The sequence below is a fragment of the Algoriphagus sp. NF genome (assembly GCF_028823735.1).
Lineage (GTDB): Bacteria > Bacteroidota > Bacteroidia > Cytophagales > Cyclobacteriaceae > Algoriphagus > Algoriphagus marincola.
Window position 1 is genome coordinate 144194 of the sequence record NZ_JAPEIB010000003.1, and the last position, 20523, is coordinate 164716.

Genomic DNA, 20523 nt, shown 5'->3' on the forward strand with positions numbered 1-20523 from the left:
CCGGAAGTTTGACAATTAGTCTATAATTCGAAGCTTGGCAAAGCTAAGTAATAATGTCTTCTCGCCAAAATGCTCAAACTGAATGGTTGCCTTACGGTTGAGCCCATCCACCTCAATCTTCAAAACCTTCCCAAAACCGAACTTAGGATGCTCTACTAGCTGACTCTCCTGCAGGTTGTTGGTGTTACTCGGCTTGAAGTCCGGACTAGGGGTATGCACCTTCATATTGGAAGGCATGCGCGTCTCGGGTTTTTTCTTAATTCCTATAAACCCAGAACTTCCCGGCAAACCTTCCCTACGAAACGCACCGGGCATTTCACGAGTAGCTTGTCGCTTGTTGACCTTGATACAATCCGGATCGATCTCCTCCAAAAAGCGACTCGGCTCACAATTCAACAGTCGACCAAAACGGTATCTGGAAAGTGCATAGGTAAGATAAAGTTTTTCCATAGCCCGAGTGGTCGCTACATAAAACAGCCGCCGCTCCTCCTCCAGATCTTCCCGGCTTTGCATCATCATCTGAGAAGGAAACAAATCTTCCTCCATGCCTACCACAAATACCTGCTTAAATTCCAGCCCTTTGGCAGAGTGAATGGTCATCAGCGTAATCGCGTCTGTGGTATCTTTATCCCGATCATTATCGGTAAGCAATGCAATCTCCTGAAGGAAGGCTCCCAAGCTTTTGTCTTCATTTTCTTCATTGTCAACATACTCTTTGATTGCATTGAGCAATTCCTGGACGTTTTCATAGCGATTGAGCCCTTCGATGGTTTTATCTTCATAGAGCTCCCGCAGCAAGCCACTTTGCTTGGCAATGGTATTGGCGGCTTCAAAGGCATCTTTTCGCTGTACTTCTATCTGAAAAGCTTTGATCATGGTGGCAAAATCATCCACTGATGCTCCTGCACGACCACCGAGGAAACTATGGGCATTTTGCACCACCTCCCAAAGAGGCACATCATGATCGTAGGCTGACACCAGGATTTTTTCCAGGGAGGTATTACCTATCCCTCGCTTAGGATAATTGATAATTCGTTTGAAAGCCTCCTCATCAACGGGGTTCACCGTGAAGCGCATGTAGGCCATCAAGTCCTTGATCTCCTTTCGCTGATAGAAAGACAGCCCGCCTACGATTTTATAGGTAAGGTTCATTTTACGAAGCGCCTCTTCCATCGCCCGGGACTGGGAATTGGTCCGGTAGAGAATCGCAAAATCACTGTTGTCCAGCTTTTTATTGTTTTTCTCCTCAAAAATGGTTGTAGCCACTACCCGCCCTTCCTCGTTGTCGGAGGCGGCCTTGATGAGTTCGATCAGGTCTCCATCAGGATTGGAGGTCCAGACGGTCTTTTTAAGCTGGGCTTTGTTTTTATCGATGATGGAATTGGCAGCTTCTACGATGGTCTTGGTGGATCGATAATTTTGCTCCAGCTTGACGACAAAGAGATCCGGATAGTCCTTTTCGAAGTTGAGAATATTCTGAATATCCGCCCCACGGAAGGCATAGATACTTTGAGCGTCATCCCCTACCACACAGATATTTTGGTGAACAGCCGCCAACTTTTTGGTGATGAGGTACTGGGAGAGGTTGGTATCCTGAAACTCATCCACCATCACATATTTGAATCGCTGCTGGTATTTATTCAATACATCGATGTGATCTCGGAAAAGCACATTGGTATTGAAAAGCAAATCGTCAAAATCCATAGCTCCAGCCTTGAAAAGCCGGTCTTGGTAGCGCTGATAGATATCGCCCATTTTGGGTTTCATCGCAGCCTCGTCATCTGCTTTCACAAAAGGGTCAGCTTGATAGGCTTGCCAGGAAATCAATCGGTTTTTGGCACCGGAAATTCGGGAAAGGACCACGCTAGGTTTGTAAACCTTATCGTCCAATCGCATTTCCTTGACGATGGTGCGGATTAGCGATTTCGAATCGTCTGTATCGTAAATGGTAAAGTTGGAGGGATAGCCGATTTTTTCGGACTCTACCCGAAGGATTTTTGCAAAAACCGAGTGAAAAGTACCCATCCAGGTATTTCTAGCTTCCAAACCAACTAGCTTTTCGATTCGATGCTTCATCTCACTCGCCGCTTTATTGGTAAAGGTGAGTGACAAAATCTGAAATGGATCTATTCCTTTGGCATAAATCAGATGTGCAATCCGGTAGGTCAGCACACGGGTCTTTCCCGAACCCGCACCGGCAATGATCATCACCGGTCCGTCCGTATGTTCTACCGCTTCGCGCTGAGGGGGATTGAGTTCTTCTAGGTAATCCATTATTTAAAGTAGCTAGTAGCTAGATTATAGTAGCAAGTATTTAGTAGCAAGATGAAAGAAGTTAGAATCAAGAAACAAGAGTCGAGGAATTAAACTTTTTGAAATTTTTCAATTTTGAAATCTTCCAATTTTCCAATTCATCATATCTTCCATCGCTTGTGACTCCAAAGGTACATGTCCGGTTGTTCTCGAATATTTTCTTCCAGCATTTCGCAGAATCGATCCGTGATTGAGTGCGGCTTCTCACCCTCATAGGGCGGACTGGCCAAAGGAACATATTCATAACGATAATGCCCTCGTTTGACTTTGATCATTTTGCCATAGTGGACGTGCAAGTTCATCTTTTTCGATAAGAATTCAGCCCCTTCGAAAAAGACTGCCGGCCGATTTAGAAACTCACGCTGGTACCGATTTTCTGAAGAGGGCGGCCTCTGATCAGATCCCAAAAGCACGATCCGAGGATCTCTGCCCAAGGTAAGCATCCCACGTCGAAACTCCTTTTTCTCTGTCACAAATCCGCCAAATCGTGTCCTGATTTTTTTCATCAGTTCGTTGAAGAAGGGATTATTCACTTTGAGGTAAACAGTCTCCACAGGCACCTCGGTGTAGAGATTGGTGCCGACCACTCCCCACTCCCAGTTGAAGATATGCCCGGCCATCATCAGCGAGCTGACTCCGTTTTTGACTGGCTGATCAAGATCCGGCTGATTGACAATGACAAATCTGCGGCGGAATTCTGCTTCCGAAATTGTCAGGATTTTGATGGTTTCGGCAAATGTGTCAGTAAAATTCTTGTAAAAACGATTTCGGATCTTTTTTCGCTCTGTATCAGAAAGCTCAGGAAAAGCATGAAGGAGATTTTCATCGATCACCTTTTTCCGATACCGAATCACAAAGCGGGCAATCAGATAGAGAAAGTCCGTGAGTAGGTATAAGATAGAAAGCGGAAGTCGGGAGAGAAGACGAAAGAAAAACATGCCTGAAAGCGTCGAATACAATCGAACTGAGGATACAAAATAAAGGAAAAGCGGGGAAAAGTTCCCGAATCCTAGTTATAATTTCACCCAATGATTACTTTTGAATCTTATGTCGGATAGTCAGCGCAGAAAATATACGCAGGAAGAGAAAAACAGCATCTTTGACGGGGAGTTTATGCCACACATTGACTCCATGTACAATTTTGCCTTCCGGCTCACCTTCGATGAGGACGATGCCAAGGATCTGGTACAGGATACCTATCTGAAAGCTTATCGCTTCATCAATTCCTTCGAACAGGGAACCAACGCCAAAGCCTGGCTGTTTCGCATCCTGAAAAACAGTTTCATCAACGAATACCGTAAGAAGTCCAAGCAACCTGCTAAGGTAGATTATCAGGAAGTTGAAACTTATTATAACTCTGATGATGTTGACTTTCAAGGAACTACTGATCTGCGGGCTGATTCGGTCAAGGATATGCTCGGAGATGAGATTTCCAATGCGCTCAATGCCTTGGCGGTTGACTTCCGAACGGTGATTATTTTGGCGGATCTGGAAGGCTTTACCTACGAGGAAATGGCCAAGATCCTGGATATTCCGATCGGAACTGTACGGTCCAGGCTTCACAGGGCCAGAAATCTATTGAAGGACAAACTCCGGGGCTATGCACAGTCCATGGGCTACAAGACAGACGAAGAGGATTAAAACGAATACCAAATGGAAAACAACGGAAAAGAAACTTCCGAGGAGCGGAAAGTGAGCTGTGGTGATGTAAGCAAATGCTTTCAGCTGCTGGAAAGTATCCTTGACGGAGAAATGGGTGAAGAGGGTAAAGAAGTCCTCAAAGAAAAACTGGACAAATGCCAGCCTTGCTTTGAGCATTTTCACTTGGAGCAAGCCATTCGGGAAGTACTTAAAACGAAGTGCACCAAACAGCCGGTGCCTACCCAACTCGCTGACTCCATCCGTCAGATGATCCACGAAAGCAAATAAAATGACCGCAGGAAAAGCCATCATTTTTTCGGCCCCCTCAGGTTCGGGGAAGACTTCCCTTGTCAAACACCTCATTCAGCATGTGCCCAATTTGGGTTTTTCCATCTCAGCCTGCACCCGGGATCGTCGAGGCAGGCATGAAGTTCACGGCAAGGATTATTACTTTTTATCCCAGGAAGAATTCAAGCAAAAAATAGACGAAGACGCCTTCATCGAATGGGAGGAAGTCTATGCCGGCAACTTCTACGGTACGCTCAAAGAAGAAATCCAACGCATTTGGGATTCGGGAAAAGCCGTCATTTTCGATGTAGATGTCAAAGGCGGACTAGCTCTCAAAAAATACTTTGGCGAACAGGCTTTGGCTATTTTTGTCAAAGTGCCTTCGCTGGATGTACTCAAAGCCCGCCTCAACGACCGGGGTACCGAATCCGAAGAATCGCTTTCCAGACGGCTTTTTAAGGCTGAGTTTGAGATGAAATTCGAGCCGCAGTTTGATGTGACGATTGTCAATGATAACTTTGCCAAGTCCTCCGCTGAGGCAGAAAATCTAGTTCGTGAATTTCTAGCCTCCTAAGCTTTGAAAATCGGGCTTTTTTTCGGCAGCTTCAATCCCATTCATCTTGGTCATCTGATCATAGCAGAGACGATCTACGACCGAACAGACCTGGATGAAGTGTGGTTTGTGGTCAGTCCTCAGAATCCGCTGAAAAAGCGAAAATCCCTCATCCATGAATTTGATCGGCTGCGTATGGTGGAGCTGGCGATCGAAGATAATTTCCACTTTCGGGCCAGCGATGTGGAATTTCACATGCCCCGCCCGAGCTACACCATCGATACCTTGACTTATCTCAGTGAGCAGTATCCAAAGCATAATTTCAGTATTTTTTTGGGTTCAGATAATCTCAAGCAATTCAAAAAATGGAAAAACTATGAGCAGATTCTCGAGCACTATCAGGTCTATGTCTATCCTCGCCCGGGAGAAAAAGTGGACTTTTCCCATCCCTCGATCATGGAAGTAGATGCCCCCCTATTGGATATCTCGGCGACCTTTATTCGGGAGGCGATACAGCAGGAGCGATCGGTGCGCTATCTTTTGCCTGATGCGGTGGTGGACTATATCCGAGATAAAAAACTCTACTTCTAGCAGATTATTTACCGTCTGCAAAAAAAAACGCCACTGATGGAAAAAATGAATGTTTTCTGAAGTTTAAGTTTGCAATTAAAAACTAAACTCAATATGTTAGTTTCATCTTCGATAATCGAAGTAACTTTTGGCCAAAGGTTTTTAAACTAACAAAACCAATAAAAACATGAAAAAGGTATTGTTTGGATTAGCCTTCATTGGGGCTATGGCGTTTTCGGGTTCTATTCTCTTTGCACAAGGAATGGAAGAACCTGGAGGAAGTGACTACAAATGGAAACAAAGGGTATGTCCATCGACTCAAGAGACTTATGAAGTTTGCTGGATTAGCGGAGATGGAAATGCTTGTGATGAATGGGGACAAATGACAAGGGATTGTCAATTTTAAGACAATTTGAATAATTTATGCTAGCCCTTTTTGGGCTAGCCTTATTTAATTTAAAATATTTGTTTTTATCAATTGGCATGTATAAAGTAAATTTAAGTCTTATTGTATTTTATGTTTTGATAAGCTCATGTCAGGTAAGTGAAAATACATCAAAACCTACTTCATTAATAATTGATCCATCATTAGAGAAGAAGGGTCTGAAACTTTCTGATTTAGTCAGTTCGGAGATTGAAGTAATTCCTCTGCCAAACCAAGATGGGTCTGGAGAGGTTTTTTACATTAATTCTATAAATAAACTTTCATTTACGGACGAATATATTTTTGTATTAGACTATATTTTTGCGGGTAAACTTTTCCAATTCACTCGAGATGGAGAGTATGTGGGTTCTATTGGCAGCCGGGGAGAAGCTCCTGGTCAATACCTACAAATCATGGATTTTGAAATTAAAAATGATACGATTACTGTACTTGATTTTCGTAAATTACTATCTTACAATATTTCAGGCGAGTATATCGGCACAAGTCGTTTGGAAGATTTGGCTCCCTCAGGCTTTTCATCTTTCGAAAAGGGATTCGCTTTATTGGGTTCGGAATTTGGAGTAGATCATCTAAATTTAGCTAGTAAAGATCTTAGTGTTAAGAAGACCTTTTTTCCTTATGGGACTCGAGTAATGAATCCATTGATTATTAATCCATTGTTTAAAAATGGGAGTGGAGATCTAATTTTTCGTAGGCATCTAAATGATACCTTATTTGAGATCAAAGGTATTGAAAAGCCTGAACCTTATTTGATCATTGATTACGGGGGGCTGAAACTTGATCCAAAAATAATTTTGGAGAACGAAAATCCAGAAAGATATTACTCCGAGGTTAGGACTAACTACGCCATAACTCATTATTATTATGAATCAGACAACTACCAATATCTTGCTTTTTTTTATGATAATGAAAAATGGATTTATATCTATTCAAACCTTACTGGAAAGTCTATTTTATTTAAAAATTCCGAATTATTAAATGATATAACTCAAGATCCGAATAGTTACTTGGTTGGAGTGTATGAAAATAGATTTGTATTTGGAGCAAAACCCGATCGAGTCTTAGCTTCTCTTAAAAGTCAAGAAGACCTGATCAATGATGATGCGTATTTGACAAGGCTTCAACAAATTGTGGAACCTTTGGATAAAGAGGGGAATCCTATCTTATTTTCTGTAGAATTTGAGTTTTGATGCGGTTCCAGATATCTCAGCGACCTTTATCCGGGAGGCGATATAGCAGGAGCGATCGGTACGCTATCTGCTGCCTGATGCGGTGGTGGACTATATCCGAGATAAAAAACTCTACTTCTAGCTGATTATTAGCCGTCTGCAAAAAAAACGCCATTCTTGCAAAAAGTGAATCATTTTGACGGGTAAGTTTTCATTTCTGAACCTAGCCCATTAGATTAGTTTCAACTTCGGAACCGGAACCGTTTTTGGCCAAAAGTTTTACCATAAAAGCCGCCGTTCGTGTCTCACGCACGGCACCATAAACATTAAAAAAATTAATCTTTGGAATGGCCTTTTTGGGGTCAATGATGCTCACCGGGATTTCAGTTAATGCTCAGGAGGAAGAGGAAGAGGGAACGAAAACCTGCTATCAAAGAATGGTAATTTGTAATGGTGGTTACACAGTTTACCATTGTGACAACCAATTTACAAGCGAACGTTGCCGAGTCTTTGAAATTGGGTGTAATAATTGCGATTAATGTATCAACAAAACCAAAGTCACCCTCAATCCGAGGGTGGCTTTTTCTAATTTCGTGTATGAAAATCAAACCTATATTTTACTACTCAATTTTCTTCATTGGTTTTAGTTGTAACTCCCCTTCTTCTGAGGATCAACTCCAAATCACCTTAAATGATATTTCCTTATTCGATAAAGAAAACCTAACCATCCAAAAAATTATTCCTTTAGAAACCAGGAGTGAAAATCTTATGGGAACTGATATTCGAGTTAAATTTGACGAGAAAACTTTTTATTTAATGGATGAGGGTAATAAGGACGGGATTCATCGGTTCAATAAAAATGGTGAGTACCTGGGAATCGTTGCACCCGTGGGAAATGGCCCAGATTTTCTTCCTAAAATGGATGATTTTTTTATCAATTCTGACGGGAGTGTGGAGGTGCTTTCTGGAATTGGTGATCAAGCTAAGGTTTATCATATCTCTGAAGCAGGCGAAATATCAACGGTTTTTGAAACTGGGTACCTGGCAAGTTCATTTACCAAATTACCATCCGGAGAATATTTGCTTTATGGGAGTTATAATCTACCTTTCACCCAGTTTCGCTTGGTAAAAGCTAATTCAGAGGGAAAAGTGATCTCCTCTTTTTTGGACAACACTTACAAAAACAAACTTTTGCCAATGACAGAGCGTAATTTCTTCAAAAACGGAAATGACCTTCATATCATTGAGTCTTTTCAACCCTATGTTTACAACTTTCATAATGACACCTTAGAAAAGGTGATTGAAATGGATTTCGGCACTTATTCGATTCCCGATTATTTCTGGCAAGAGGACATTATGAATAGTTTTGGGAAAATGAGTGAAACTGGATTTGCCAATCTCCACGGGTTTTTTGAGGATGAGCAATTGATACTACTCAGCGTACATTTACAAAAGCCTGAAGGCATTTTCAAGGAATTGATTTTTATCGATAAATCTACCGATAAAGTCCAAAAATTATCCACCAACCTGAATGATGACATGCTCTACCATTTTCCCATTGGGATTGAAGATGGAGAAGTCATGTTTTTGACCTATCGATCTGTGATACTAAATGGCCTTCCTAAAGACCAATTGGACTTAATCCAATCTGAAATTCCTGAGAAAGACTTTGACTATCCGGTTATCCTAAAGACAAAAATTCAATTGGATGAATAGGCTTTTAAACTACTTTGCTTTGATTTTTCTGGCCTTTGCCTGCAAAGGGAAACCAGATCGAATGATTTTTCCTAAAGATTTGGAAATGATTCATAAAGGAAACCCACCATGTCCAAATTGCGATTCAAAAATAATAGGGTATCTCAATATTTCTAAGCTATCACTTTACCCATTTACCGACAATATTCTGAATTGGAAGGAATTTGCAGCATCCTATCCTAATCTTTCAATCAGTATTTATTTGGGAGGAGAAGGGAAAGATGGGAAAAACAGTCCTGGCCAGATTAGTTCTTTTTTCGAAAGGCGGGATTTCCCATATCCTGTTTATTTAGATTCTGAAGATAGATTTTTCGAGCAGAATCACCTTGAAAATGTGCCTTTTGACAATAAATCAAATCTCTTTTTTCTAGTCCAGGGAGACCTAATTTTAGACTTTTATGAATTTGGAATTCCCAACCTTCGGGAATCACAATTGGAAGAGCATTTTGGAATGAAGCCTGAAGGGCGCGAAGAGTAGATTTTTGCTTTCCATTCCCTTTTTTGCTTATTTGCCTTTGACCCAATAGCCGCACTTTTTTCTCAAACCTAAGTAAACATTCCAATGAACAAACACCTCTACGAATCCGGCTTGATCGGCAACTGTGCCTATATCGCCCATATCGAAAAGGACACCAATATTTCCTGGCTTTGCATGCCGCGTTTTGACTCAGATTTTATTTTTGGTGGGATGCTGGACCGGGAAAAAGGCGGGAAATTCACCATCCTACCTGCCTCAGGAGAATACAGCTCCGCACAGATTTATGTGGAAAATACCAACGTACTGGAGACCATCATCCGAAATGGAGACGAGTCCTATAAAGTCACTGATTTTGCACCCCGCTTCAAAAATTACGATCGCTATTACAAGCCCTTGATGCTGATACGGAAGGTAGAACCGGTAGCTGGTTCGCCGAAGATTCAGATTTGCTGTCAACCTGTCACCGATCAGGGTCGGGTACAACTCACTCCCAGTCAAGGAAGCAATCATATCCGCTATATGGGGATTGATCAAGAACTCCGACTCACCACCAATGCGCCTTTGACTTATATCTGTGAAAGTAAACCTTTTGTACTTCAGCGGCCCGTATACTTGGTTCTCACCTATGGTAGGCCTTTGGAAGCTCCCATCGAAACTACCTCAGAGCGCTTTCTTCAATCCACGACTGATTATTGGCGGTCTTGGGTGAAGTCAACCAGCATCCCAAATTTCTCTCAGCGATTGGTCTTACGGTCCGCTTTGATTCTGAAGATCCACCAATTTGAGGATACCGGTGCCATCATCGCAGCCTCGACTACTTCCCTGCCAGAGTCTCCCGGTAGCACCCGCAACTGGGACTACCGCTACTGCTGGATACGGGATACCTACTACACCCTCACCTGCTTCAATAGCTTGGGGCACTTCGAGGAGCTAGAAAAATATTTTGACTTTATCTTCAATCTCCCAACCGGACCCGACGGTCGCTATCAACCACTCTATTCCATTACAGGAGACTGGCTGCTTACAGAAGAAATCTCCGAACTGGATGGGTACTTGGGTAATAAACCAGTTCGATTTGGCAATCAGGCCTACACCCACATCCAAAATGACTTGTATGGTCAGGTATTGGTTTCACTCTTGCCCCTTTACTCCGATCAGCGATTTACGGAGTCCGAGCGTATCCATTCAGAGCCCTTGATCATGAACCTGCTGGATAAAATCGAAGCGACCATGCATGAAAAAGACGCTGGATTGTGGGAGTTTCGAAATCTGGCGCAGGAGCACTGCTATACCTTCCTTTTTCACTGGGCTGGCGCCAATGCAGCAGCCAAAATCGGCATTCGCTTGAAAAATGAAACCATGTATCAAAAGGCTATCTACCTGCGTGATGAAGCCATCAAAAAAATAGAAGCCTGCTACCTCCCCGAGCGCAAAGCTTACGCACAGGCTATCGGATCCAAGCATATGGATGCATCTACGCTTCAATTGATCACCATGGGCTATTTTGGGGATGATATCGAGCGGGCTAATGAGCATCTAAAGGCACTGGAAGAAGACTTGCTCGCCAAGGATTTTCTTTTCTACCGCTACAAGCACATGGACGATTTTGGGGTGCCGGAGACGACCTTTTTGATTTGCGCTTTTTGGTATATCGAAGCTTTGGCCTGTGTCAATAGATTGGACGAGGCCATCGAGGGCTTTGAGACCCTCGTGAAGTATTGTAATCACTTGAGTCTATTCTCTGAGGATGTAGATCAAGCTACAGGCAGCCAATGGGGCAATTTCCCTCAGGCTTATTCTCACGTAGGATTGATGAATGCAGCTTTTCGAATCGGCAAGAAATTGGATAGACCGAATTTTCTTTAACCCTTATCGAGAAAACTCCTATCTAAATTCTAAGATCGCTGAAGGCAAAAAAAAGGCGAGTCTCAAAAGACTCGCCCTTACTCACATCAATCTAAAATTACATAGTATCTACTTTCTTCCTTCTTCCTGTGTAGGAGAATCCGGATTTTCCTACCCGAAGTTCTGTACGCCTGTTGAGCTGATGCATAGCAGGAGTACAAGTCACTTCGTTACAGTTGTGGATTGGCTGAGTTTCACCATACCACTGATGCTCCATACGATTCTCTTCAATCCCTCGCTTCATCAGATAGTCCATCACTACTTTGGCGCGACGCTCTGACAATCCCACATTGTAATCATCAGAACCTCTCTGGTCAGTATGTCCTTCGATGTAAAGCATCAAGTTTGGCATACGCTGTAGCATGATGGCAGTCCGCTCGAGTTCCTTCTTGTGTACCGAACGTAGCATGGACTTATCAAAGTCAAAGTAGATAGTCGGGATCTCATTGATCTCGTCCTGAAGCATGGTGAAGATATCCTCTGGATTACAGAAGTCCATTCCGGTAAGCTCAGTGGGTACATCATATTGCTTGGTCGCATCAGGGAAGGCTTCCAATACCAACTCAGAACGTCTATTCAACTGATGATCCGCTTCAGAACATGGAACTCCATTTCCACAGTCATTCACCAGATTCTGCTCTCCAAACCACTCCAATCGGATTCGATCAGGAGAGATGTTGTATTGAGCCATATATTCTGTCACCGCCTTTGCACGATTGTTGGAAAGTGTGATATTGTACTCATCTGATGCTCTAGAGTCTGTGTGAGAAGCCACCAATAGATCTAGGAAGCTATATTTTTTCATGATCTCCGCAATCTTATCCAAGGCAGGCTTGGCATCTTCGCGGATCGCATACTTATCCAAATCATAATAAACGATGTCCACAAATACCGGCAACTGATATGGGATCGGAGACAACTTGTACTCTCGCTTCACAGTATCACCTTCAAATCCCTTAGTGGAAATGGTATTATCCGTGACTGAGAAATATCCCGGCTTACTGATAGTCAATGAGAAGTCGCTTTCCGGCTCAAGTTCTGCAGTCAAAGCTCCTTGATTCATTTGGGTAATGACATTTCCATTCTGCGTGTTATCACGCATGGTAGCCATATAGCTATCCGTTACCACTAAGCCATCACAGTCGATTACTCTAGCCAGGAATTGCTTGAAGGCATCCTCCATTACATATAGATCATCAAGCCCTTCTCCTCCTTTACGGTTGGAAGAAAGGTAGATTTCACCATTTTCAAGCTCTCTGTAGCCAAAATCATCTGCGACAGAATTAATTGGCATACCCATATTTTTCACATTAGAGGCAGTTCCATTGTTGAAATCAGCCACATAGATATCCATCCCTCCTACTCGTGGATGACCTGTGGATGAGAAATAAAACTTATCGTCTTTTCTAAAAGGGTGAGTTTCGTTTCCTTCAGTATTGAGTGGTGCTCCAAGATTTACTGGTGCAGTAAAATTCATATCTGCATCGTATTCAGAATAGTAAATATCATAACCACCAATTCCATCCGGCATATCAGAAGCGAAATAAAGTCTTTTTGCCTGCTCATCTACAAATGGATGCATGACAGAATAATTCAGAGAATCATTGAATGGAAAGGCCATGAATCCTTCCAATTGACCGTCCTCATTTACCTTGCTGTAATAAATCTCTGATTGTACGGCGATTTGTCTGTCACCTTTTGCCTTCTTTATATCCCGAGTCACAGAGTAAAACAGCACCCCAGCCTCTTTGGCATAAGAAGGATCTGCAAAGTTCTTCGTACCGGGCACATTGGAAACTATTTTAGAGACATTCCCTTCTGTGTCTTGTTTGTAAAGTGAGAAATATTGACGCCCAGTGTAATCACTTTTTTCTTCACTGAAAAACTCATTCTTGTAGTCAATTCGGATACCGGGCATTTTCTTCGAAGGAAATTCTCCACCCCGGTCTGAAACAAAATACTTATTTCCTGCTGCATCCTGAGCAACCACAAAATCAGAACCTTCAGAATTTAGACCTTCTGCCGGCTGGATATTTACCTTTTTCTGAGTCTCCGGAGAAATGAATGTTTCTAAATAACTCATCAAAGAATCAGGAGAAACATTTCTTCCCCTCAAATCGCTCTTTCCTGCTTCTAGTTTTCCTGCCTTTTGAGCTGCGGACAACAGGCTGATATAGTCTTCCCGTGAAGCATCATCTTCATAGGAAACGGTATTTTTCCACCATTCTAGAGATTTGTCATAATCTCTTACAACATCATAAGCCTGAGCGGTTTTTTTCGCAGTCTCATAATTGGGCTTCTTTGAATATGCCTGCTCATAAATATCGATGGCACGCTGGTAGTTCATCAGATCCATTTGTCCATCAGCAAATCTCACCTTACTCTTTTGAGCTGTGGCTTGCTGACCGAATCCTAAAAATAAACTAGCTGTGATACTTAATATGGTCAATGTCTTTTTCATAATCAGAACCATCTTTGATTTTTCATTACTGCTCTTCTTGGAATCATGTAGAATCCTACAGAAAGTTCATGAGAATTACTTCTGAAATCCTGCAGTACGTTGAGGTTATGATCATAAGCATAACCGAGTCTTATTCTATCTGTAGCGAAAATTTCCACAATCGCTGCAAAAGCATTTCTATTGGAAAGATTTTCTGGAAGGTTGTCATTCCAAATCTTCATATTGGATCTATAAGAACCTCCTAGCCAAATTCGCTCTCCAAATAAGAACATCGCATTGATGTCATAATTGGTTGGAGCTCCTTTCACCTCCTTGATTAAGAAACTTGGCTTGAACTTCACCGTACTTCCTAAGTCAAAGAGTGCACCTGCTGTCAAATAATAATGAAAGTCATGGTAGGCAAGAGCCACATCCTCTCTTTCAAGGGCTCTTTTACCAATCATATTGTATACACTGAAACCAGCATAGAATTTTGAGGTGTGGAAGAAAAGTCCAGAATTCAAGTTGGGAGTGAATAGATTAATTCTACCATCAGGAATTTCTGAATCAGGAAAATCATTAGGATCCAGCATACTACCATCAATAGCGTATTCGGTCACCCCGGCACTTACTCCCAGCCCTAGGTAGCTATCCCGTCCCGTTTGGATACGATAAGCGTAGGTTAGCAAACCTCCGTTGGTCCGCGCTGGCCCAATGTTATCTGACAAAATGGAGAAACCAAACCCCATGGTGCCTTCATTGGCGCTTAGGTCAGCGGTGACCGTAAAGGTTTCAGGAGATCCAGGGAAGCGGATCCACTGCGACCTGAAGGTGGATTGAATGTAGGGCTCTCCCTTGTAGCCAGCATATCCCGGATTGACATGCAATCCATTGAAAATGTACTGACTGAATTGGGGAAGCTGCTGCCCAAAAGTCCCCCCCGTGGCCATTAAGGCTAGTAGGAAGGTTATACCGATGATTTTAAAAGTAGTTTTCATCTGCTTGTTATTTGAATTTTGGAGGTCAGACCTGCCTTCCAAAGACAGGGATAATCTCGCATGGCTGCCCCGAGGACTTCGAGGAATTCTAAGAATATTTTCAGCCATGCTCGATTTCATAACGCTTCTTGATTAATCTTCTTTAATTACTTGGATCCAGCCTGTAAACTCATGCTCTCTTCCAGATCGGTCTACCGTTCTCAAGACGAAGAAGTATGTTCCTGAAACTTGTCCTGGTGCATTCCAGTCGTTTCTGTAATTCTCCTGCTCAAGGACATGGTCCCCGTATCTGTTAAAGATAGTTATTTCATTGCTTACAAACTTACCTAGTCCCTTGATCTCGAAAGAATCATTGTCTCCGTCGTTGTTTGGCGTAATAACATTCGGTATTCTGAATGGTAATACTTGATTCACATCGTCGTCTTGGTTGTTGGTAGTATCGACATCTTCTTCTTCAGCTCCCACTGTTGCGATGTTTGTGATCGTTCCGGCATCACCTGCCTGTACCCTCACTCTGAAGACAATTACTCCGTCTGCTGGTAAGAATGGTACATTCCAAGTAATTCTACTTCCCGTCACCGCTGGCGTACCTACCTGAATCTGCTCGTCATTCGTAAATACTACGCTCGAGCTTAGGTAAGTGACACTTGCTGGCAGCTCATCCACGATCTCAACATTGGTAGCTGGAGTGCCTCCGATATTTCTTACCGTGATCTCATACTCAAACTCATCACCTTCATAGATTTCTACTTCGAAGCTGGTCTTCTCTACTGAGAGATCAACCTGATCGTTCAGTAATCTGAAGAATACCAAGGCATCGTCATTGTTATCAGGGAAGGCTGTCTCTCTGAGTACATATCGCAAGGTGTAAGCTCTCGCCTCATTTACATTTGGTATCAAGCTCAATTCACCGTTATCATCGATCAATAGACCTATCACACCGTCCAATTCAGTGAATTCGAAGTCCACATCTGCAGGGTCTGGACGCTGACCTTCCAGAAGGTCATTGTCAAGGATATTTCCAAGCAGTCCGCCGTAGCTTACGAAGTACTCTCCGAAGTCATCGTCATTAGCGATAATTTCTACTTCTACCTGCTCACATACCCATCCGAAGTCCATATCCAAGTGTACCTTGTCTTGAGCAGAAACTATTGCTGAGACATTATCTTCAGTAGTCAATCCACATCGCTCTTCGAAGCGTACAGAATTGATATCTGTCATTCTACCTCCAGCATTTGGAAGGATCTTAACTAATCCTGTTGCCGCCATTGCTGAGGCATTGGAGATCAATACTGGATCCGGAATAATTTCCGCATTGTACTCTCCGTAAAGAGCTCCACCCTGATCATCGAAGGTATCATCTTCTGTAGCTCCTATTCTTTCTCTCCAGTAGCCGAGAATACCCACGATCTGATTTGTTTCAAAGCCGTTTGGACCAGTTACTCTAATATTTCCAGATTGTCCTGGTTCAGCATTACCTGCGATTCCGGCTTTGTTCAACTCACCCTCATTCTCTGGGCCATCATATCGACCGTCACCGTTCAGGTCAAACCACTCCCATTCTCTGATTGAGATCGGACCTGCAGAAAGATCGTTCATGGTTACCTGACCATCATTATTGGCATCGAACCACTCGTTCTGAATACCATCCTGATTCAGATCATACCATACAAAATCTCCAAGGATAATTCCATCAAATGGAGCATATTGGAAGTCTTCCACTATTGGAACACAGACTTCGACCTCTCTGAAGGCTAGGGAGCTCTTCTGGAAGTTGAATAGCCCCTGAGCATTTAGGTTGGCATCCTGAACCTGGATCAGGTAGTTACCGGTCGGTACATCCTTGAAGACATAGCGTCCATCAGCATCAGTGATCACAATCAGTGTTTCGCCAGGTGTATTGCCCTGTGGAATCAAGGTAATCGGAACATTAGGCAATGGCTGGTCTGTCAAGGCATTGAATACCACACCCGTTACCAATGTCCAGTCAATACATCCTACATCAACTGTTTCTTCAGCTTCTTCAGTCACTTCATCTTCGGTCACTGGATCGGTGAAGGTTGCTGTTGCTACGTTCACGATTTGTTGCTTATCTGCAAGATCAGCAATGGTCACTGTATAGCTTGTCTCAAAGCTCACTGATTCACCAGGTTGTAGTACATCAATTACTTCATCTAGACCAGTCAATGGATCAGCTACTGCAACATCAGTCAAGGTAGTATTTCCAGTATTGGTCACTACAATGGTGTAGTTGATTACCTCACCTTCATCCTGTACAGCTTCAACATCAGCTTCTTTGCTTATGGTGATAGAAGAACTTCGATCGATTGGTGTTTCAATCTCAGTCTCATCTTCTGGATCATCTTCACCTTCAGGGCTTTCACCGGTGGTCAAGGCAGTGTTCAATACAAACCCTGCATCCACATCAGCCTGAGTCACCACGTAGTCAGTATCTATAGAAGTCGATTCGCCTGGTGCAAGTGCTCCTACATTCACATCCAAACCTGTCAATGGATCCTCTACCGTCACATTGGTCAAGGTCACATTACCTGTATTGGTCACAGTCAAGGTATAAGTGATTACATCTCCTGCCTCGCTCACCTCGGCTCCGTTGTCCGTCTTAATCACTTGGATAGATGGATTGCGCTCAATCGGAGTCTCAATATCCGTATCGTCTTCAGGATCATCTTCATCTGGACTCTCACCAGTGGTCAAGGCAGTGTTCAATACAAATCCTGCATCCACATCAGCCTGAGTCACCTCGTAGTCGGTATCAACAGAAGTCGATGCGCCAGGTGCCAAAGTACCCACATTCACATCCAAGCCAGTCAATGGATCCTCTACCGTTACATTGGTCAGGGTCACATTACCGGTATTGGTGACAGTCAGGGTATAAGTGATCACATCACCTGCTTCGCTCACCTCGGCTCCGTTGTCCGTCTTAATCACTTGAATAGATGGATTGCGAATCGCTTCAACTACCGCATCATCCTCGTCGGATACCGGAGTCTGTCCGGAGAAGGCAAATACATCCGCTACGTTCACGATCGATCCGTTGTCGATGTCAGCCTGTGTCACCACATAAGTGGTTTCTCTCACAACTACCTGACCCGGTACCATCGATCCCACATTCTCACTGAATCCTGTCAATGGATCATTGATCGTCACTCCTGCAAGAGTCGTGTTACCTGTGTTGGTCACTGTCAAGGTATAAGTCACTTCCTGACCTGCTGCATCTACCGAAGTAGGATCAGCTGTCTTATCCATGGTGATGCCTGGTCGCTGAATCGCTTCAACTACCGCATCATCCTCGTCGGATACCGGAGTCTGTCCGGAGAAGGCAAATACATCCGCTACGTTCACGATCGATCCGTTGTCGATGTCAGCCTGTGTCACCACATAAGTGGTTTCTCTCACAACTACCTGACCCGGTACCATCGATCCCACATTCTCACTGAATCCTGTCAACGGATCATTGATCGTCACTCCTGCAAGAGTCGTGTTACCTGTGTTGGTCACTGTCAGGGTATAAGTCACTTCCTGACCTGCTGCATCTACCGAAGTAGGATCAGCTGTCTTATCCATGGTGATGCCTGGTCGCTGAATCGCTTCAACTACCGCATCATCCTCGTCGGATACCGGAGTCTGTCCGGAGAAGGCAAATACATCCGCTACGTTCACGATCGATCCGTTATCGATGTCAGCCTGTGTCACCACGTAAGTGGTCTCTCTCACAACTACCTGACCCGGTACCATCGATCCGACATTCTCACTGAAGCCTGTCAATGGATCATTGATCGTCACTCCTGCAAGAGTCGTGTTACCTGTGTTGGTCACTGTCAGGGTATAAGTCACTTCCTGACCTGCTGCATCTACCGAAGTAGGATCAGCTGTCTTATCTATGTTAATACTTGGATTCTGAGGAATTACTACCTCAGTACAAGTCTCACACTCAGTACTTGGATTTTCTACCGGTGTAGGATCAGAAGACTCATCTTCTACTACCTCATCAGTTGGTGAAGTTCCTTCAGCCAAAGCCAAGTTCACCACATATCCGTTATCAATATCCTGCTGAGTCAACTCATAAGTCGCAGTGAATGTCGTATTGTCACTTTCTCCAGGAGCCAAGCTGATCGGTCCTCCATTCACAGTTACCAAAGGATCCGTTACCGTGATATTACTCAAGGTCACATTTCCAGTATTGCTCACTGTGAAGATGTATGTGATTGTCTCACCTACATTTCCGAAGCCATCCTGATTCTCATCATTAAAGATTCCATCTTTCAACAATTCGATAGCTGGATTCTGAGGAATCTCAGTTTCCGTACAAGTCTCACAGTCAGTGCTTGGCTCTTCAACAGGAGTAGGATCAGAAGACTCATCTTCTACTACCTCATCAGTAGGTGAGGTTCCCTCTGCCAAGGCCAAGTTCACCACATATCCGTTATCAATATCCTGCTGAGTCAACTCATAAGTAGCAGTGAATGTCGTATTGTCACTTTCTCCAGGAGCTAAGCTGATCGGTCCGCCATTCACAGTTACCATTGGGTCTGTTACTGTGATGTCACTCAAGGTCACATTGCCGGTATTGCTCACTGTGAAGATGTATGTGATTGTCTCACCTACATTTCCGAAGCCATCCTGATTCTCATCATTAAAGATTCCATCTTTCAACAATTCGATAGCAGGTCGCTGACACAGATCAATTTGTGTTTCAACATCTGAATCAAGCGATTCACCAGACAAATCAGTTACTTCTGTTTCATTAAAGAATCCAGTTGCTAATGCCTGATTATTGATAAATCTAGCATCAGTATCCGCTAATGTTATTTCATAAGTGGCGGTATAGGTGGCAGTTTCTCCAGGCATCAAAGTACCTTCGATACTACCCATACTGCTTGACACAAATTCAACATCGCTCAATGTACCGGTTCCGGTAAAGTTTATTTCATCAAGAGTGATAGATGTCAAAGTGACGTTACCAGTATTCGTGACTACGAAAGTATAAGTCACCAAATCTCCAGTATCGAAGCAGTCATCTTCACTCTCAACTTCTGCCGATTTAACCAGTGCAATGTCAGCGTTGATGTCAAAGCATTCCTCTACACTATCCTCGTCACGAGCAAGTACTCTTCTTTCTTGAGACTGTCCATCCGAAGCTTCGCCTTCTTCCTCAGCATATGCAATGGCTGTTGCTGTGTTGGTCACACATTCTCCGTCAATCAATTCTTGATCAATTGATAGTTGAGTAGTTTCTGACCAAACTTCCTGCGGAGCCAATGATGAAATAGTCCACATATCACCCGTCAAGTCATCCATCACTTCAATGTTGAATAGTTCAACATCTCCCGTATTGGTTACTTTGATTTCATAAGTGATAAAGCCATCTACTTGATTATCATTTTCGAGAACTGACTTCTCAACCAAAATTCCAGGCGATACCACTCTTACTGTTACAATCGCTGTATCGCAATTAGTAGGATTAGGATTAGTACAGATTCGGTATTCCAAGGTGTAAATACCAGGAGCTAGACCTGGAGCCACATCTACCAGTCCAGTTGCAGGATCTAGGATTAATGCTCCCGGAGTAGATTGACCCACCTCGGTGATATCTACTAGTGTCGTGTTCAATGGAGATGTTCCATCCAACAATCGATCGTTATTGAGCACATTGACGATGTTGTCGAATCCAAATTCATATACTGGAATCGCAGTCATGTCGTCGTCCTCAGCAATTGGAGGGTTCGGATTAGGATTACAATCCTCTGTTGCGCCAGGATAAGTGACTTCAACCTGAACAGATGGGTTCAATTCAAAGATCACATAAGCCCCTGGTTCACGCACCTGATAGAAATTGAATTCACCAGCAATCCACTGCATATTCTCGAATTTCCATCCTGGCCATTGGCTACCATAACCTCCAGGAAGCGTATCTGCACCTGGGAAGAGCATAAAGCCTTCTAGTGGG

The 20523-nt window shown here is 43.3% G+C and carries 14 protein-coding genes; 9 read left to right on the top strand and 5 right to left on the bottom strand.

Going from position 1 to position 20523, the window contains the following annotated elements:
- Positions 1-15 precede the first annotated feature (15 nt).
- Both OU792_RS02485 and OU792_RS02490 read right to left on the bottom strand, forming a co-directional pair.
- Positions 16-2274, bottom strand: a complete 2259-nt coding sequence (locus OU792_RS02485) for an ATP-dependent helicase (protein WP_222584496.1) — start codon at positions 2272-2274, stop codon at positions 16-18.
- A gap of 140 nt (positions 2275-2414) precedes the next feature.
- Positions 2415-3272: a lysophospholipid acyltransferase family protein gene (locus tag OU792_RS02490; RefSeq protein ID WP_274669372.1), complete on the bottom strand. Its 858-nt coding sequence runs from the start codon at positions 3270-3272 to the stop codon at positions 2415-2417.
- Positions 3273-3360: 88 nt separating this feature from the next.
- On the opposite strand from OU792_RS02490, the gene OU792_RS02495 reads away from it, so the two are divergent.
- The 9 genes from OU792_RS02495 to OU792_RS02535 all read left to right on the top strand — a co-directional run bounded on the left by OU792_RS02495 (position 3361) and on the right by OU792_RS02535 (position 11078).
- Positions 3361-3954, top strand: a complete 594-nt coding sequence (locus OU792_RS02495; RefSeq protein ID WP_024284484.1) for a sigma-70 family RNA polymerase sigma factor — start codon at positions 3361-3363, stop codon at positions 3952-3954.
- Positions 3955-3966: 12 nt separating this feature from the next.
- Positions 3967-4242 carry a mycothiol system anti-sigma-R factor gene (locus OU792_RS02500; RefSeq protein WP_024284483.1) on the top strand — a complete coding sequence of 92 codons (276 nt, stop codon included), beginning with the start codon at positions 3967-3969 and terminating at the stop codon, positions 4240-4242.
- Position 4243: 1 nt separating this feature from the next.
- Positions 4244-4816: a guanylate kinase gene (gene gmk, locus OU792_RS02505; protein ID WP_134202634.1), complete on the top strand. Its 573-nt coding sequence runs from the start codon at positions 4244-4246 to the stop codon at positions 4814-4816.
- 3 nt (positions 4817-4819) lie between these two features.
- Positions 4820-5386 carry a nicotinate (nicotinamide) nucleotide adenylyltransferase gene (nadD, locus tag OU792_RS02510; RefSeq protein WP_134202635.1) on the top strand — a complete coding sequence of 189 codons (567 nt, stop codon included), beginning with the start codon at positions 4820-4822 and terminating at the stop codon, positions 5384-5386.
- 166 nt (positions 5387-5552) lie between these two features.
- Positions 5553-5771: a hypothetical protein gene (locus OU792_RS02515; protein WP_134202636.1), complete on the top strand. Its 219-nt coding sequence runs from the start codon at positions 5553-5555 to the stop codon at positions 5769-5771.
- 17 nt (positions 5772-5788) lie between these two features.
- Positions 5789-7000, top strand: a complete 1212-nt coding sequence (locus tag OU792_RS02520) for a 6-bladed beta-propeller (protein ID WP_134202637.1) — start codon at positions 5789-5791, stop codon at positions 6998-7000.
- Between the two features lie 576 nt (positions 7001-7576).
- Complete coding sequence (locus OU792_RS02525; protein ID WP_166669421.1) at positions 7577-8695, top strand: 6-bladed beta-propeller; 1119 nt, start codon at positions 7577-7579, stop codon at positions 8693-8695.
- Positions 8688-9212 (top strand): hypothetical protein, encoded by a 525-nt coding sequence (locus OU792_RS02530; protein WP_134202639.1) that lies wholly within the window; start codon positions 8688-8690, stop codon positions 9210-9212. The genes OU792_RS02525 and OU792_RS02530 overlap by 8 nt, the downstream gene beginning before the upstream one ends.
- Before the next feature lie 84 nt (positions 9213-9296).
- A complete protein-coding gene (locus tag OU792_RS02535) occupies positions 9297-11078 on the top strand; it encodes a glycoside hydrolase family 15 protein (protein ID WP_222584491.1) in 1782 nt (593 codons plus the stop codon).
- A 97-nt stretch (positions 11079-11175) separates the two neighbouring features.
- Here the strand turns inward: OU792_RS02535 and OU792_RS02540 are convergent, their stop codons facing one another.
- From OU792_RS02540 to OU792_RS02550, 3 genes are all read right to left on the bottom strand, one after another.
- Positions 11176-13578 (bottom strand): OmpA family protein, encoded by a 2403-nt coding sequence (locus OU792_RS02540; RefSeq protein ID WP_274669373.1) that lies wholly within the window; start codon positions 13576-13578, stop codon positions 11176-11178.
- A gap of 2 nt (positions 13579-13580) precedes the next feature.
- The gene (locus OU792_RS02545; RefSeq protein WP_026947845.1) at positions 13581-14555 is read right to left on the bottom strand and encodes a PorP/SprF family type IX secretion system membrane protein; all 975 of its coding nucleotides are present in this window, start codon (positions 14553-14555) and stop codon (positions 13581-13583) included.
- 132 nt (positions 14556-14687) lie between these two features.
- A complete protein-coding gene (locus tag OU792_RS02550) occupies positions 14688-20507 on the bottom strand; it encodes a DUF7507 domain-containing protein (RefSeq protein ID WP_274669374.1) in 5820 nt (1939 codons plus the stop codon).
- Positions 20508-20523 lie beyond the last annotated feature (16 nt).